Here is a 16,370-nt window from a genome sequence, read left to right as displayed (position 1 = left end):
AAAAACCGAACAACCCCATGCACGACATCAGCGTCGTGCATGGGGCCGAGACCCGGTGCCCGGTTCCAAGCTAGCGCTTGGCGCCCGGCACCTCTTTCCTGTACTCATTCGGCGAGAACACCCACATGCCGGAATAACGCTGCAGGTTGCGCACGCGCATCCTCATCATCCAGCGCAATCCGAGCATGCGGAAGATCATCTCGTCCCGCTTGGTCATCTGCTGCATGACGAAGACGATGACCGGAATGAGCGCCAGCAGCCACATATTGAAATAGATACCCATCAGGAAGCCGCCCCCCGCGCCGATGAAGAACGGGATGTACGGCACCCCGAAAAACATCGCCGGTCGGGTGCAGCCCCGGAAAAGTACGTTCTTATGCATAGTGCAGGACGTGCTGGATCATCTGAGCCGCCGCGGTGGCCTTGCACTCGGCCTGACCGGTGTCGCCGATCAGCATCTTGGCCAGCTGACCCGCCGCGCCGATCAGCACGCCACCCAGCAGCACCGGCGCCACTTCGGCAACGCGCTTGTGTGCGAACGCGATCTGGTAGCCGGCGAAGACGACCGCAATGGTCACCACGACGACCGAGGCCATGTTCAGGATGTTGTTGGTCTTGCCGAGGAAGCCGCACACCTTCTGGTCGGCACCGGCATAGTCCTGTGCCATCGCGAAGCTGGACGCGAGCAGGGCCACGGTGAACAACGCCGCCTGCAGCGCCGCCTTACCGACGACCTTGGCGTTCGACTTCAACTGATTGTTCTTGAACATCGTGAGTATCTCCTTGACTGGAAAACAGGGGGGTGATCAAAAAGCCACTTGCATGGCAGCGCTACTGCATCTGGCTAGAATACGAAGGCCCCGTCGCCAGACGTCGGCGGCGGCGTACTTGTGCCAGGAACGGCCGCTCCCGCCACGGCCTGCGGCGCGTGTGCGGCAACGTGCGGAGCTGGGGGCGCTCCGCCACCTGCAGGAACCGCCACTCCTTTGCCGGCGCCTGTAGGTCGTATCACATAGAGATCAGCGTCTGCCGCTGTCGGCTGTGCCGCCGCGGCCGCCACTGCGCCAGCTGTCTGCGGCGCCGGCGCCGCAACGGCAGCCTGGGGACGCACCGGCATCTGGCCTTGCGCAGCGAGCCCGTTGGCAAGTCGATCGGCCGCCGAGTCGATACGCCGCGACACGATCGAATCGACTTCGCGCATCGCCGCGACCTTCGCCGAATCGGTGACCATGCGCCGCACGCCGCCCGCCGGGATCACCGGAATCGCACCCGCGGTGGACACGGCAAGCGCCCTGCCCTGATTGATCGACGCATAGACCTTCTGCACGTAGCCGTGCCGATACCCGGTCTCGAAGTTGCCGGAGTAGTAGCAACTGAACGACTTGCCCCAGTTGCCACCGGAACGGCTGTAGCACTCGGCCAGGATCTTGGACGCGGCCTGCAGATTCGGACAGGTCTTGAACGCCTTTTCGTAGGTATCCAGACCGTACTTGATGAGGTTGTAGCGATTGACCTGCCCCAGGCCGAGGGAAAAATTGTAGCCCTTCTCCTCCAGCATCCGCGCCGTGGCGACGGCCTCGGACAGGTTCTGCGGCTGGCGCACCAGGCGCCCACCGACCACCCCGATCGCGAACGGATTGTGCGACGACTCAACGCGCACAACGTGCTGCATGACTTCAGCCGGAACCGCCATTTCGGGACAGCTCAGTAGTTCCATGCCTGGCAACATGCCGTGGTTACTCCTTTATGCATCGGCATCGTGGCAACCGCCCAGAACGCCGCAGATGTCGCAAATCAATCGTGTTGGAAGAAAAATTCAAAGTCAATCGGCGGATTTTCGCCTTATCACTTCAATGAACATATTCACCCTCCACCCGAATGCGTGCGCTCCGGATCGAAATCGATACCGGTGATATAGCGCCGGCCCGCGTGCGATTTGATATGGACAACGATGTCGATGGTCATCATCAGCAAGCGCTTGATGACCGCGAACTCCAGGCCCGAGCCTTCGGCCGAGGCCTTGACCATCAGCGCCAGTTGGTCCCAGGTCTGCCCGATGCTGCCAGCATGGCAACTGGTGATGGAACCCGGATGACCGGAGGCGCAGTTGCGAATGAAGTAGAACGATTCGTCGCCGCGCAGCTCGGCCAGGATGATGCGGTCGGGCTTCATGCGCAGGCAGGCTTCCATGCAACTTTTCGCGGTGACGTTGCTCGTGCTTTGTCCACCTTTCGAATAGAGCAAATGCACGGAATTGGGCTGACTGATGAAGAGTTCGCGTGCATCCTCGATCGTCACCAGCCGCTCTTCGTGCGGGATGTGATTCACCAGCGACTTCATGAAGGTGGTCTTGCCGCTACCGGTGGCGCCGGCGACGACGATGTTCTTCTTGAACAGCACCGCCTTCTTGAAGAATTCAGCGTAATCGCGCTGCCGCCGCAGCTCGAGCAGTTCGCGGTCCTGCTCGCTGAGTCCCGACTGCACTTCCAGGATCTCCTGGAAGAAACCGTCTTCCTTGTACTGCTCCAGTGTCTTGGTGTGCTTGGACGGCAGTCGGATGGTGATCGACACCTTGCCGGCGTCGCACGCCGGCGGGATCACGAACTGCGCGCGCTGCCCGGTGGGAAAGGTCAGCGACACCACCGGATCGGCATCGGTGATGCGCTGGCCGGTATTGCTCTCGTTGACCACCGCCGTGCAGAACTGTCGCGCGCGGTCGAAGGTCAGCGACGGAATGTCCATCCGCTGCCAGCCGCGCAGGGTCTCCAGGTACAACTCGCCAGGACGGTTGATGCAGATTTCCGTCACTTCCGGCGAGTTCAGGTATTCCAGGATGCCCAGCACCGAGTACTGGTAATCCAGGAAATCCGTGGAGATCTGCGCGGTCGGGGAGTCGTCGAACGTCACGTCGCTGTCTCGTTCTCGGTCAACGCGGCAGCACGGCCGTGAAGTCGACGTCCTTGGCCACGTAGACGTTCACGATGGTGCCCTGGTTGATGGTCACGGTGGCAGGACGCCGGCGATCCAGTGCCTGGTCGGCCAGACGCTGGATGGACTGCGCCGTGTTGCTCTCGAACGGCTGCTCGGTGACGATGCCGGAGTTGAGGCCGGTGGTCGTGGTCTTCGGGCCGTGCTCGGCCGCCGCCCACTTGAAGGCATCGCTGAGCATGCTGATCATCAGCGCGGACGAGATCCGGCTCGCCCAGTGCGCGTTGTACTGGCCCGGATGGCCGGCGCTGCCGAGGTTGTCGACACCAGGACCGACCAGGGTCACATCGATGCCGGTCGGGGTGGTGATGCGATCCCAGACCACCTGCATGCGCGGGCCGGTCGGCTCCGCGGAACCGTACTGGCCGAGGATCTTCGATCCCTTGGGCAGCAGCAGGCGGCGGCCGTTGATGGAGTAGACCGGCTCGGTGATGATGCAGGAGGTGAAGCCCGGGAAATCGGTGATGATCCGGGTTTCCAGCACGCAGCGGATGTAGGTACCACGCACCAGCAGACCGTCCGGGTTGGCGATCGGCTTGGCCGAGGTCTCCTGATCCTGCTGCTGCGGTGCACCGCCCTGCTCCTGCCCCGGCAGCATGCCGCCAAAGCCCTGGCCGCCACCGGCGTCCTGCTGCAGGCCAGCCATGCGCCGCTCCAACAAGGACGGCCCACGCTCCTGCCGCGGCGCCGACTGCAGCTGCGCATCGGGATCGGTCGGCATCGGCGGCAACGGCGGCAGGCTCGGCTGCTCGGCCAGCGGCACCGGTTCGGCCGGCTGCACCGGCGGCGGCGCCGCGGTCTGCGGCAACGCAGGCGCGACCACCGCTTCCTGACGCGGCTTCGGCGCGGGCTCGGGCGTGCTGCTGCCGCTCACCAGCCAGAAGATCGCCAGGATCAGCAGCGCGGCGATACCGGCCAGGAACACCAGCGCCTTGCGATTGAGCTTCTTCAGGTCGCTGGAACGCAGCACCGGCTCATTGGCGTCCAGATCCGGATCGGCAGTCTGCTGCTGGCGCGCGAAATAGGGATTCTCGCGCTGCGCATCGTCCGCATTCGGATTGCGCGGCTGACCGTTATCGCGGCCGTAGTTTTCGTCAGACGGAGGTAGATTCGAGTTCACTTTTGCTTGTTCCTACGCAAGCCGACAACATTCTTGCCGTGGCGGATGACCAGGAAGGGATAGGTCCCGTGGACAATCAGGGTGTTGCCCTCGACTGTGGTGTTGACCAGGAAATCCTCATCGCTTTCCTTCTCGCGGCCGAACACGGCCGGGAAATTGCCTGTCGGGAAACGCGTCAGATCCATTTTGATATAGGTGAACTTGCCATCGTCGTAGACGCTGCTCGGCACGATCCACATTTGCTTGGAGCGCGTGGAATAGTCGTAGTCGAAGTAGTAATGACGATCCTTGGTCAGGCGCGTGTCGAGCTGCGACTGATCCTTCACCTCATCGCTCGCGGCGGCAAAGCTGGTGTCCTTCGGATAGGTGAAGGTCACCTTGTACTGGACGCCGGCCTGCTTGGCCTGCTCCAGCCGCTGCCAATCCGTGGCCACCACCTTCAATTCCAGGATGTAGGAATGCGTGGCGGTGCGGATCATCATGTTGGTGTCGACGTCGACGTTCTTCGGCTTCAGATAGAAGACGTTCTCGCGACGGCTGAGTTCCCAGCCACTGGTGAAACCGGTGCTGTAATCGAGGATCTTCTCGTTCGGGCTCAGTTCGATCTGGGTGGTGATGCCCAGGCCGGTACGCACCTGATAGATCTTGTCAGGCTCGTACTCGTACTGCTGGACCACCTGGGCCGACGCGATCGGCGCGAACAGGCCCAGAGCCAGCAACGCGGTATGCGCCGCACCGGTTTTCGTCAGGAAACTCATCGAACGTTCGCTCCATTACCATTGTGCTGAGGTGCAACGTTGGGTGCAGGAGGCGCAGTAGCGGGCTGCGCTCCTGGATAGACCGGGGCGCCGCCCGGGTTGGCCATCGGCGCCTGCTGCGGAACCGGCATCGTGCCGCCAGCGCCCGGCGCCATCGGCTGGCCCTGCATCTGCTGCATCGGCACTTGTCCTGCAACTCCCGGCATCTGCGCGCCTGCCGGCTGCTGAACCGCGCCAACGGCAGGCGTCTGCACGGCGGACGACGGCGGAACCGGCATGGCCGAGTAGTCGTTGTCGACGCGGTAATCGGTCACCTGGAACCCGAGCGGATTCTGCACCCGCAGTTCGTCTTCCATGGCCAGGTTGCTGTTGTAACGGAAGCCCATGATGGCGAACTTGTTGTCGAGCAGCGTGGACTGCCCGGTCTTCTTGTCGTAGATGCTGCGCTGGAAGCGTACGTTGGCACCGTTATAGGGCTTGCCGCCGCCACCGAGCAGCGAGATGCTCAGGATCTTGACCCGAATCGAGCGTGCCTTGCCGTAGGTGTAGTACGGCGCCGACGGATTGTTGGGCGCGTGCAGATTGAAATACTCGGCCCCTACCGAGGTATTGCGCGGCGCCATCGAGAACACCGTATTCCAGTCGTTGAGCCCCATCATCTCCGAGTCGTAGGACTCACGCGCCGTGATGAAGCGCGCCACATTGCTCCTGGCCAAGGCTTCGCTGTTGGTGACACTCTGCACATCGCCGCTGTTGCGCAGCACCGAGATCGTGGAATTGCCGGTGTACGCATCCGCCATCACCAGATACGGCACTTTCTCCTTCAACGGCAGCATGTAGTAATACCCGCCGCCGAGCAGCAGGCACATGATGATGGCGCCGAACGCGACCCACCACGCACGGCGCTCGCTGCGGCGCGCCAGATCAGCAATGCTGATTTCGTAATTGACCGCCTTCGCTACCGCTTTGTTGACGTTTTCGCTTTCGACCGGCTTTTTACCGAACATCAGACTTCACCAGGTTTCGTAATGTGGCTGCCGGCGTACAGCGTGCACGCCGACGGTGACGTCACTTCGCGCTGCTGCTGGCCGCCGGCGCACCACTCACCGACGACGAAGGCTGCACCAGGATGCGATTGCCCGCGGCGGTCACGCTCAGCCCCTCCTGCGCATAGACCACGCTCAGTTCGGCGACCGCCTGCTGGATGCTGGTGGTGTTGATCTTGGCGACCGGAGCGTACAGCGTGTAGTCGGACTGGATGCCGTAGGACAACTGCATGTTCGAGTCCTTTGCCCAGCGCTCGAGCATCGTCTTCAGCGTGCCGTCCATCGGGATCGCCTGGTACACGTACGACGAGTACAGCGGGATCTCCATGGTCGACTCGGAGAAACGATTGACCGGCTTCCACTTGCCACGGAAGTCGGGCGCCGGCCTGGTTGCGCAGGCGCTCAACAGCGCGACGGCACTCAACGTAGCGATCAGCCGAAACATATGCGTTCTTTTCACGCGAGCCTCTGAATTGCGGAAACGTATTGAGAGCGGGCGGCGCGCAGGCGGCCCACTGCTGGATGGCGAAGTTCGACGCCACGACGCGACACGCGCGTCGCGAGAAGAAAGGCACCGGGAACGGCGCAGGCGCGGATCCGCGGCAGGCGACGGAAAACGTCCGAAGCCGCGCGCTCAGCGCCGAAGAAAACGGAATTTGACAGCAAACCTTCCATGTCACCCCTTACGTGCGCCTGTTCGACCCACGCCCCTGTTCCTGTTTTGTTACCAACGCACCGCCATGCTCGCGAGAATGTGCCGCAGGGGCCAGTCCACGTCAAGCATTTGGCAAAAAAACGTTCAATTGATAAATAAGCCCAAAAAATAGGTGTTTTTCGTCACATTTTTAGACCGACAGCGTCGGAATGTCGACTTTCGGACGCAGCCGCGCGGTGAAGTGGCGATCCTTGTAGTACTTGATCTTGTCGCACTTCACCGGATGCGGAATGCCCTCGTACAAGAACACTTCCTGATCGTTCCCCATCGCCTTCAACTCTTGCGGCAGCATCAGCGCTCGCTTCTCCTCCGACACGCTCCGGGTCACATCCTTGCCACGCGTGACGTTCTTCTTGCGGAAGGTGGTGTAGCCGAGCATCTCGGAGTAATCGTTGGCATCCTGCTGCTCGCGCGGAGCGTAGAGAATCTGCAGTGCATGATTCGTGATGATGGTCCGCGAGATGTCCTTGCCATAGGTGGCATCGAGCTGCGCCATGCTCTGGATGATCGGCAGAAGACGAACATTGTAGCCGGCCATATATGACACTGCCGAGGCGATGATGTCGACCTTGCCGATCGCGGTGAACTCGTCCATCAACAGCAGACACTGGTACTTCAATGCCGGATTGCTCTTGGGCAGCTCCTTGGTGTTGAGGTTGATGATCTGGCTGAAGAACAGGTTGATGATCAGGCGGCTCTCGGCCAGCTTGTTGGGCTGGATGCCGATGTAGATGGTCATCTTCTTCTTGCGCAGGTCGGTCAGCAGGAAATCGTTGTCGCTGGTGGCCGCGTCCAGCACCGGGTTGATCCAGGCGTTGAGCGGCTCCTTGAGCGTGCCCATGATCGAGGCGAAGGTCTCGTCCGCCTGCGACAGCAGGTTGGAGAATGCCGACTTGGCGTTGCCGCTGAGGAAGCGCCGCTCCGACAGCGACTTCAGGTACTTCTTCAGATCGGTGCCGTCGCCGGAAGACAGGCGGTAGATCGCGCCCAGCGTCGGCGTGCCGAGACCGCCGGGGAAGCCGATGTTGCGCTCGTCGTCCCAGTTCTCGAACAGGTACAGCGAGAACGCCATGAACGCGTTGCGCGCCTGGCTGACCCAGAACTTCTGGTCGTCGGAACCGTCCGGGTACAGCATGGCGGCGATGCTCATCAGGTCCGAGACGCGGAACGCCGGGTCGTCGGAGACGTAGCTGAGCGGATTCCAGCGATGCGTGCGGCGGTCCTCGGCGAAGGGATTGAACAGGAACACCTCCTGGCCCTGGCTGGCGCGCCAGCCGCTGGTCAGATCGAAGTTCTCCTGCTTGATGTCCAGGACCACCACCGATTCCTGGTATTCGAGCAGGTTCGGAATGACCACGCCGACGCCCTTGCCCGAGCGGGTCGGAGCCGCCAGGATCACGAACTGCTGGCCGCTGAGGCGCACCAGCTTGCCGCGGAACTTGCCGACCACGATGCCGTCGCCGCTGGTCTTGAACAGCCCGTGCCTGGACAGGTCGGCCGCGCCGGCGAAGCGCGCGTCGCCATGCAGGCTGCGCTTGGCCGGCTTGAACATCAGCACCAGGATCAGCAGCGCCACGAGGCCGGGCAAGCCGAAGCCGAGGTAGCCGGCCCACTTGATCTTGCCGACGTAGGGGGCCACTTCCGGCAAGCCGATGGCGTGCACGTACTGGTAGTAGGTGCCCAGCCCGAACATGCGCGTGTCCAGCTTCAGCAGCAGCAGGACCAGGTAGCCGGACAGGAAGTAGCCGCAGACGGCCGTGAGCACGACGACGAGCGCCGCCGCAACGAGTTTACGATTCGACAAGCCCTATCCTCCCTGATCCATCCTGGCGAATATTCTAGAGCGAGTTCCGCGCTTTGCGACGGGCCGCGTCGGCGGTCCGCGCGACGAGATGGAGTGCCTGCAGCCGTGGCGGCCGAAGACGGCGCACGGCAGGCCGCGGCTCAGCCCTAGGGCCATGACCCGATGGCGAAGCCCGTGGTGCCGATCCGCCTCGCTCGCCGTCCAGGTGGGCTCGCAGCCCCCTCGACCCACATGGCGCGTTCTAGCGGCGCTGCCGCGTGCTCGGCTTGTGCCGCGACGGCTTCTTTTCCGCGCTGACCGCGTCCCGATCGCGCTCGACCAGGGTATCCAGGAAGACCCGTGCCTCGTCCCAGGACATGTCGTGCGGATCAACGCGCGCACCGCCGTCGGTGGTGACCGTATAGCCCACGACGTTGGCCGGGCTGTATTCCGGCTCCCGGGTCAACGCCACGAGCTGGTAGCGTCCTTTGACTTGCACCGTATGATGGTATTCCACCATGCGCCTGGCCTCCTCGCCTGATCGTCCGCTCGGATGCTAAAGCAAGCGTGGCCGCGCGGCCAGCGACATCCTGCGGGGCGCCGTCGGCAGCCGCAGCGCAGACACAAAAAAGCCGGCTTCCGCCGGCTTCGTCGTTTCCACGCACGCCTCTTCGCGTCGTGGTGGGCGGTACAGGGTTCGAACCTGTGACCCCTACCATGTCAAGGTAGTGCTCTACCGCTGAGCTAACCGCCCTTCTCTGCCGCGGCACACCGCTGCAGGGGCGCGAATCTTAGCCCACCTGACAGACAAGAACAATACCCACCGCGTTATCGGCCGCCGCGGCGGCCTGCCTAGCCGACCAGGCTGGCATCGCGCAGCTTCTTGATCTGGTCGCGCACCCGTGCCGCGTCCTCGAACTCCAGATCGCGCGCGTGCTGGTACATCTCCTGCTCCAGGGCCTTGAGCCGCGCGGCGATCTCCGCCGGCGCCAGCGCCCGGTAATCGGCCGGCTCTTCCGCCACCCGGCGCGCCTTGCCCTTGCCTTTGCCCTTGCCGGACTTGGCCTCGGTCACGTCGTCGCGCGCGCCTTCCAGGATATCCACGATCGGGCGCGCCACCGACTTCGGGGTGATCCCGTGCGCCAGGTTGTATTCCACCTGCTTCTCGCGGCGGCGCCCGGTCTCGTCGATCGCGGCCTGCATCGAACGCGTCATCTTGTCCGCATACAGGATGGCCTTGCCGCGCAGGTTGCGCGCGGCGCGGCCGATGGTCTGGATCAGCGAGCCGGTGGAGCGCAGGAAGCCCTCCTTGTCGGCGTCCAGGATCGCGACCAGCGAGACCTCGGGCATGTCCAGGCCCTCGCGCAGCAGGTTGATGCCGACCAGCACGTCGAACTTGCCCAGGCGCAGGTCGCGGATGATCTCCACGCGCTCGACCGTATCGATGTCCGAGTGCAGGTAGCGCACCTTCACCCCGTGCTCGCCCAGGTACTCGGTGAGGTTCTCGGCCATGCGCTTGGTCAGCGTGGTGACCAGGACGCGGTCGCCATCGGCCACGCGCAGGTTGATCTCCGACAGCAGGTCGTCGACCTGGGTGGCCACCGGGCGGATCTCCACTTCCGGGTCGATCAGGCCGGTCGGGCGCACCACCAGTTCGGTGATCTCTCCGGCGGACTCGCGCAACTCGTAGGGGCCCGGCGTGGCCGACACGTAGATGCTGCGCGGCGAGCGCGCCTCCCATTCCTCGAAGCGCAGCGGCCGGTTGTCCAGCGCCGACGGCAAGCGGAAGCCGAACTCCACCAGGGTCTCCTTGCGCGAACGGTCGCCTTTGTACATCGCGCCGATCTGCGGCACGGTGACGTGCGACTCGTCCACCACCAGCAGGGCGTCCGGCGGCAGGTAGTCGAACAGGGTCGGCGGCGGCTCGCCCGGCGCCTTGCCGGTGAGATGCCGCGAGTAGTTCTCGATGCCGTTGCAGAAGCCGACTTCGGCCATCATCTCCAGGTCGAACTGGGTGCGCTGCGCCAGCCGCTGCGCCTCGACCAGCTTGTTCTGCGCATACAGCTGCTCGAGCCGGTCCTTCAGTTCCAGCTTGATCGTGTCCACCGCGCTGAGGGTGCGCTCGCGGGTGGTGGCGTAGTGGGTCTTGGGGTAGATGGTGTAGCGCTGCAGCTTGCGCAGGGTCTCGCCGGTCAGCGGATCGAACAGGGTCAGCTGCTCCACGTCGCCGTCGAACAGTTCGATGCGCAGGGCTTCGCTGTCGGATTCGGCCGGGAACACATCGATGACCTCGCCGCGCACGCGGAAGCTGCCGCGGTGCAGCTCATACTCGTTGCGGGTGTACTGCAGATCGGTCAGGTGGCGGATCAGCTGGCGCTGCTCCACGTGCTCGCCGATCGACAGGATCAGCCGCAGCGACAGGTAGTCCTCCGGGGCGCCGAGGCCATAGATGGCCGAGACCGTGGCCACCACCAGCGCGTCGCGCCGCGACAGGAGGGTCTTGGTCGCGGCCAGGCGCATCTGCTCGATGTGCTCGTTGATGGAACTGTCCTTCTCGATGAAGGTGTCCGAGGACGGCACATAGGCCTCGGGCTGGTAGTAGTCGTAGTAGCTGACGAAGTACTCGACCGCGTTGTTGGGGAAGAACGCCTTGAACTCGCCGTACAGCTGGGCCGCCAGGGTCTTGTTCGGCGCCATCACCAGGGTCGGCTTCTGGATCGCCTGGACCACGTTGGCGATGGTGTAGGTCTTGCCCGACCCGGTCACGCCGAGCAGGGTCTGCTTGGCCAGTCCGGCCTCGAAGCCGGCCACCAGCTTCTCGATCGCCTGCGGCTGGTCGCCGGCCGGCGAATACGGCGATACGAGTTGGAAACGGTCGGACATGCACAAGCCTCAAGGTGAAGAGCGAGGCCGACAATGTCGGCCGACCCCGCGCCGGGGAGATTTCCTACATGGGAACGCACAACCCCCTCATTCAAGCCCTGCCGCCCCGCCGCGAGACTGGCGACCTCGCACCGGGAGACGACGGACATGCGGAACGCTGCGCTGAAAGGCTACACATTGCTCGAGGCAATGATCGTGATGGTGGTGATCTGCCTGGTCGCCGGCTTGGGCCTGCCGGCATTTCGGGAGCTGCTGGCGAACCAGCGCCTGACGGCGGCGACTCACCAGCTCAGCGCGCACTTCGCCCTGGCGCGCAGCAGCGCCATCAGTTCCGGCGTCCCGGTCAGCGCCTGTCCGTCCAACGGCGACGGCAGTTGCCGCAGCGACAGCGACTGGAGCCACGGCTGGCTGGTGTTCCGCGACCCGGAACGGCTAGGCCAGCCCACCACGCCGGACAGCATCCTCAGCGAAGGCAGCGCACCGGAAGCCGGCACCCTGGTGCTGCGCTCCAATCGCGGCCGGCCCTCGATCCGCTTCCTGCCCGACGGACGCAGCGCCGGCAGCAATCTGACCGTCAGCATCTGCGAGCGGGGCCGGCTGCGCGCGGCGGTGGTGGTGAACAACACCGGACGCATCCGCGCACGAAAGGCGACCGAACCCATGCCCTGCCGGATCCCTGACTGACGCGCAAAAGCAAAGGCCGCGATTGCTCGCGGCCTATGCGGATTTGGCGCCCGAAGTTGGACTCGAACCAACGACCCCCTGATTAACAGTCAAGTGCTCTAACCGGCTGAGCTATTCGGGCGGGGAGGCGCATTGTATAGAGGCCTCATGACAATCGCAAGGGGTGAAGAGTGCACTTTTCCGACTACCGCTGCGCCCACGCGTCCGACCTCACCAGCACGTGCCCTCGCCCGCGCCGGTGGATGTGGTTCGCGCGCCCTTCTGGTCGATGCTGAGCGCGCCGCACTGGGTGTCCTTGGCCTGCGGGCTGCCCGTGCGAGGCGTCGCCGTCAACTTGAACGCGTTCGCAGTAGGAGTGACGCTGAACGAAAGATCGTAGAACTGCACCGCATCGCTCGAACATGTAGGCAGCGGCACATTGGCATACGACATGTTGGTCGTGTAATACCGCTCGATGAGCTGCACGCCCTGCTGCAGGCAGACCGACGCAGCCGAGCGACGCGCCTTGATGACGTGAGACTCGTAACTGGCGAACGCGATCGCCGCGAGAACACCCACGATCGCCACGACGATCATCAGTTCAATGAGGGTGAAACCGCGCTGCTGGCGGGCCGGGAAGGACAGGGATCGCATCAATTGTTCCTCAGAAGTTCGCGCCAGGACACGCGCTTCATGCTGAGCGCGCTGCTGTTGGTGCCGAGCGTGGTCGTACTCGCATTGTCCAATGCGATCTGCATCTGGTTGCCGATGAAGATCGGACTATTGGGGCTGCTGTCCAGGCCGATGCCGGAGACAGGGGTGCCATTGAGTGTATCGCCGGTGCTGGATCCGCCGCTGCCGTCCAGGTCGAAGAAGGATTGCGACAGCCGGCCGCCGGTGAACGGATTGATCGCCATCACAAAGCCCTTGCCGCTGGGGCTGCACACATCGCCCGAATCCGGAATACGCGTGGTGCCGATCAGCGCCGTGCCCTGGAAGAAGTTGGAGACCACCATGCGCTCGCCCTGCGGCGTGCCGGGAGGCGATAGCAGGTCCATGTACCAGCCATCCTGCCCGGCGCTGGGCTTGTCCTCGATCACCCGCACGGCAAAGCCGTTGACGGTGCCTTCCTGCAGGATGTTGACCTTGTTCAGAGTGGCGCGACTGGAAGGAATGGTGCTGCCGCGGTCGATCAGCCCGTACCAGCTCTGCACGTCCTTGTTGCCCAGATCGCCGCTGGACAGGTACTTGCCGGTCCCGAAGAACACCCAGGTCAGGCCCGTCGCCGGGTCCTTCGCCGCCGTGGGCGCGGCGGTGATCGGCTGCGCCTTGGCTCCATAGCTGGCGGAGAACAGCCTGCTCGCGGTACCGCTCGCGCCGGTCATGTTGAATCGCCAGACATTCCCGTTGAGATCGCCGGCATACAGGCGATCGACGATGAAATCGTTGTTGGACGACCAGGCCAGCACACCGGACAGGCCATTGTTGCCGCTAGACCCCGTCTGGATACGGCTGGACGCACCGGTGATGGCGTTCACCAGGATGAGATCGGCCGAATCGCCGCTGCTGTTGGGGCCGTTGCCGAGCATGACGTACCACTGGCCGTTGGCGAGTTGCCCGATGATCGGCTTGCCGAGATTGTTGCCCAGTCCGACCAGGTCGGTGGTCGTGGAGGTCTTGTCCCACAGCAACGTGATGTTGTTGGGGTCGGTGACATCCAGCGCGAACATGCCCTTGCCGCCCCGCCCCATGGTGCCGATCAGTACCGAGCGCCAGCTGCCCCCGGAGTAGACGTCCGACACGGTGAGTTCGCCGTCCACGTAATAGCGGTGCTCGTAATTCGGATCGGTGTAGTTGAGCAGTCCGGTCATCGCTGCTCTCGGCACGAAGGCGAACTTCTCCGCACCGGTGCCGGCATCGAACCCATGCAGCATGCCGTCATTGGCGCCGACATAGATCATCGGCGTACGCGTGGACTTGGCTGCGGCGAAGGAGGCATAAGTGCTGGCGCCGTTGAACGTCGCCGCCGTGTACAGCCGCGGGTTGGGTGCTCCCACATAGACCGGCTGCGAGTTGACGATGTCGCCCAGGATGCCGGTACGGGTACGCAGGACGCCACCGTTGGCCTTCTCCTGCGAGCGATCGCCGCGCAGGTAATTGATCTGGTTCTGCGTCGCGGACGACAACGGCGTTCCGGAGAGCCTGCCGTAGGCAAAATTGTCCAGATTCCCATTCGAGTTGACGAACTTGATCGTCCGGGTATCCCAGGCCGGGAACTGTGCGCTGGCGCTCCACGCCTGCGTCAGTGCGCCGGTGGTCTGATTGACGTCGTACGCCACCACATCGCCACGCCAGGTACCGCTATAGAACACCGACTGGTACGTCCGCGCCCCGGCCTCGAGCTTGGTGGTGTTGCTCGCCAGAGACGCTGCAGAGCCCTTCATCTCCTCCAGAATGCGCTCGAACGCCTGGCGCAGGCTGGCCACCATCTTTTCCGCGTCGGCGGCAAGGTAGTAATTGTCCGGCTTCTTGTAACCGGTATTGCCGTTGACGTAGGAACTGCCGTCCCACCAGGTGGAGTCCGCCAAGGCGTTGATGTTGGTCTCCGGGTCGTAGCCTTCCGGCACCCGGAAACCGCCGTACTTCGTGGTCAACCAGTACTGATTGGTGTTCGGCGACTTGTAATCGCCATACTCCACCACGTCGACCCAATGCGTGGACAACGTCTGCTTACCAGGCAAGCCGTCGCTGGCATTGTCGGGGCGCAGATCCTTGGTATGTGCGTCGTAGGCGAGCGCCGCGATGTATGCGGAATTGCCGTTGCCGTTGAACGAACTGGCGGTCGCCCGATTCGCCGCATCGGTCGCGTTGAAGCCTTCCTTGCGCCAGATCTGGCGCATGCGTGCAAGTACGTCGACCGAGGTGTCGTTCGTCACTTCCTGCGGTTTGCTCGGCTCGCCACCGAGATTGCTGCCGTTGCCCGGCAGATTCTTGTCGTAATGCGTGTTGGTATCGCCGATCCCGAGGATCACGTTGACCTGGCACCGATAGGAGATCGGATCGTTCCAATTGGTGATGACCGGAAAACCGTCGGCCTGCTGGTACCTGGTTTGCGCACTTCCGCTCAGCGCCGAGTAGGCGGCGATATTGCCCTGGTGCTTGAAGTAGCGGATCGCGGCGTAGTACAGCTCGCTGACGTCGTCGTACGACTTGACGTTCTTGCCGGTCTTGAGCTGGCCGAACTTGTTGAGGTAATTGATGACGCCGCTGTTGACGATCTGATAATTCGGATCGGTTCCGATCATCGCCGACGTCGCGGCGGCATCGGCTGTATCCGGATTCTGATAGATGACGCCGGTCTGCGGATCCCATTCGCTCGCCGCATTGGCCAGGCGCCCCTCGTCGGGATTGTAGGTAAACGGGCCGACGAACTTCTGCTTGGCGCGCAGAATGCCGCTGTCGGCGCCGGCGCCCTGCTGGATGTCGACGTTCTTGTAGCCGAAAATGCTGTAGCGGATTCGCTTGGAGTACTGCTGGATCAGGCCTTCCGGCTTGTAGTACCCGCTGGGATAAGCGACGCAGTTATCTTCCAGGTAGGCGGTTCCGAGGCTGGCATCGCAGACCTTGACTCGCACCGAGACCTGGAAGGTCAACGTCGTATCGCGGACACAGCCCAGGTTCAAAATCGTGGTGCAAGGGGAACCGTCCGGCCTGAGAAAGCTGCCATTCAAGGAATGCTTGCTTGGATCGTAGGCAATCTGCTGATTCGAGGAAGGATCGACCAGATTGCCGTTGGCAAAGAACATCTGGTTGCCCAGCCCGTCGATGCGCATGTTGAAATTCTGCCACTGCGCACCGGTCCCTCCCGCGATCAACGTCGCGTTGTTGCTGATCGAACGACGCGGGAAATTGCTGGTCGCCACGCGGTCGGCAACCGCTTTTTCCAGCAAGGTCTCGCTCGTCGTGTCGCGCGAACGATAGCCGCCGGTCAGCGCCGAGCGGAACGGATCGATGGTCTGGGTTGCGGCCCAGTTGAGGAAGTTGCCCGCCCACACGCCCGCGCCGGTGCAGGCATAGCTGCCCGGATTGTTGCCCAGCATGCTGACCGGATAGAAATAACGATCGCTCTCCGTGTCGCTGTAGTGGTATCTGTAGCACTTCTCGGAATCGAAATAGCCGACGAACCTGCTCGTCGCCGAATAGGTATCGGACAGGTTTGCCTTGCTGATCACCGTGGGGAATTCCACCGACGGCACGAAGGTCAGGTTGCCCGGCACGTCGCTGCCCACATACAGCGGCGACTGCGAAACGTCCACGTCGGCGCCGGCTCCGCCAACGGTACCGATGAACACACCGGCCACCACGGCAAGGAGCCAATCCCGGTACGTCGTCTTCTTCGCTCGACTGGTCATAG

General features: G+C 63.2%; 14 protein-coding genes and 2 tRNA genes. 1 reads left to right on the top strand and 15 read right to left on the bottom strand.

Translation table 11 applies throughout. The features are described from left to right. Positions 1–70 precede the first annotated feature (70 nt). The 12 genes from NUG21_RS08065 to uvrB form a co-directional block, all read right to left on the bottom strand. The gene (locus NUG21_RS08065; protein WP_081613218.1) at positions 71–382 is read right to left on the bottom strand and encodes a VirB3 family type IV secretion system protein; all 312 of its coding nucleotides are present in this window, start codon (positions 380–382) and stop codon (positions 71–73) included. Next, a complete protein-coding gene (locus tag NUG21_RS08060) occupies positions 375–770 on the bottom strand; it encodes a TrbC/VirB2 family protein (protein ID WP_160945926.1) in 396 nt (131 codons plus the stop codon). Before NUG21_RS08060 ends, NUG21_RS08065 begins: the two co-directional genes overlap by 8 nt. 74 nt (positions 771–844) lie before the next feature. Continuing rightward, positions 845–1,717: a lytic transglycosylase domain-containing protein gene (locus NUG21_RS08055; protein ID WP_317852477.1), complete on the bottom strand. Its 873-nt coding sequence runs from the start codon at positions 1,715–1,717 to the stop codon at positions 845–847. Positions 1,718–1,863: 146 nt separating this feature from the next. Next, a complete protein-coding gene (gene virB11, locus NUG21_RS08050; RefSeq protein ID WP_160945925.1) occupies positions 1,864–2,907 on the bottom strand; it encodes a P-type DNA transfer ATPase VirB11 in 1,044 nt (347 codons plus the stop codon). A gap of 19 nt (positions 2,908–2,926) precedes the next feature. Continuing rightward, positions 2,927–4,108, bottom strand: a complete 1,182-nt coding sequence (locus tag NUG21_RS08045; RefSeq protein ID WP_160945924.1) for a TraB/TrbI/VirB10 family type IV secretion system protein — start codon at positions 4,106–4,108, stop codon at positions 2,927–2,929. Further along, entirely contained in the window at positions 4,105–4,866 is a 762-nt protein-coding gene (locus NUG21_RS08040; RefSeq protein ID WP_019796046.1) for a TrbG/VirB9 family P-type conjugative transfer protein, read from the bottom strand. The genes NUG21_RS08045 and NUG21_RS08040 overlap by 4 nt, the downstream gene beginning before the upstream one ends. Next, positions 4,863–5,873 carry a VirB8/TrbF family protein gene (locus NUG21_RS08035; RefSeq protein WP_019796047.1) on the bottom strand — a complete coding sequence of 337 codons (1,011 nt, stop codon included), beginning with the start codon at positions 5,871–5,873 and terminating at the stop codon, positions 4,863–4,865. Before NUG21_RS08035 ends, NUG21_RS08040 begins: the two co-directional genes overlap by 4 nt. Positions 5,874–5,934: 61 nt before the next feature. After that, positions 5,935–6,357: a hypothetical protein gene (locus NUG21_RS08030; RefSeq protein WP_019796048.1), complete on the bottom strand. Its 423-nt coding sequence runs from the start codon at positions 6,355–6,357 to the stop codon at positions 5,935–5,937. A 400-nt stretch (positions 6,358–6,757) separates the two neighbouring features. Then, the gene (locus tag NUG21_RS08025) at positions 6,758–8,431 is read right to left on the bottom strand and encodes a type IV secretory system conjugative DNA transfer family protein (RefSeq protein WP_263392756.1); all 1,674 of its coding nucleotides are present in this window, start codon (positions 8,429–8,431) and stop codon (positions 6,758–6,760) included. A gap of 241 nt (positions 8,432–8,672) precedes the next feature. Further along, complete coding sequence (locus NUG21_RS08020; protein ID WP_019796050.1) at positions 8,673–8,930, bottom strand: hypothetical protein; 258 nt, start codon at positions 8,928–8,930, stop codon at positions 8,673–8,675. Between the two features lie 159 nt (positions 8,931–9,089). After that, positions 9,090–9,164: transfer RNA gene (locus tag NUG21_RS08015), tRNA-Val, on the bottom strand. Between the two features lie 98 nt (positions 9,165–9,262). After that, entirely contained in the window at positions 9,263–11,293 is a 2,031-nt protein-coding gene (uvrB, locus tag NUG21_RS08010) for an excinuclease ABC subunit UvrB (RefSeq protein ID WP_263392755.1), read from the bottom strand. Between the two features lie 147 nt (positions 11,294–11,440). Between uvrB and NUG21_RS08005 the strand changes: the two genes are divergently transcribed. Then, positions 11,441–11,977 carry a GspH/FimT family pseudopilin gene (locus tag NUG21_RS08005; RefSeq protein WP_263392754.1) on the top strand — a complete coding sequence of 179 codons (537 nt, stop codon included), beginning with the start codon at positions 11,441–11,443 and terminating at the stop codon, positions 11,975–11,977. Between the two features lie 44 nt (positions 11,978–12,021). Here NUG21_RS08005 and NUG21_RS08000 read toward each other — a convergent pair. The 3 genes from NUG21_RS08000 to NUG21_RS07990 all read right to left on the bottom strand — a co-directional run bounded on the left by NUG21_RS08000 (position 12,022) and on the right by NUG21_RS07990 (position 16,368). Then, positions 12,022–12,098 (bottom strand) — tRNA-Asn (locus NUG21_RS08000). Positions 12,099–12,187: 89 nt separating this feature from the next. After that, positions 12,188–12,610: a type IV pilin protein gene (locus NUG21_RS07995; protein WP_019796051.1), complete on the bottom strand. Its 423-nt coding sequence runs from the start codon at positions 12,608–12,610 to the stop codon at positions 12,188–12,190. Beyond that, positions 12,610–16,368: a pilus assembly protein gene (locus NUG21_RS07990; protein ID WP_263392753.1), complete on the bottom strand. Its 3,759-nt coding sequence runs from the start codon at positions 16,366–16,368 to the stop codon at positions 12,610–12,612. Before NUG21_RS07990 ends, NUG21_RS07995 begins: the two co-directional genes overlap by 1 nt. Between the last annotated feature and the right edge of the window lie 2 nt (positions 16,369–16,370).

The organism is Xanthomonas sp. CFBP 8445 (assembly GCF_025666235.1).
Lineage (GTDB): Bacteria > Pseudomonadota > Gammaproteobacteria > Xanthomonadales > Xanthomonadaceae > Xanthomonas_A > Xanthomonas_A indica.
This window is presented reverse-complemented; position numbering and strand designations above follow the sequence as displayed.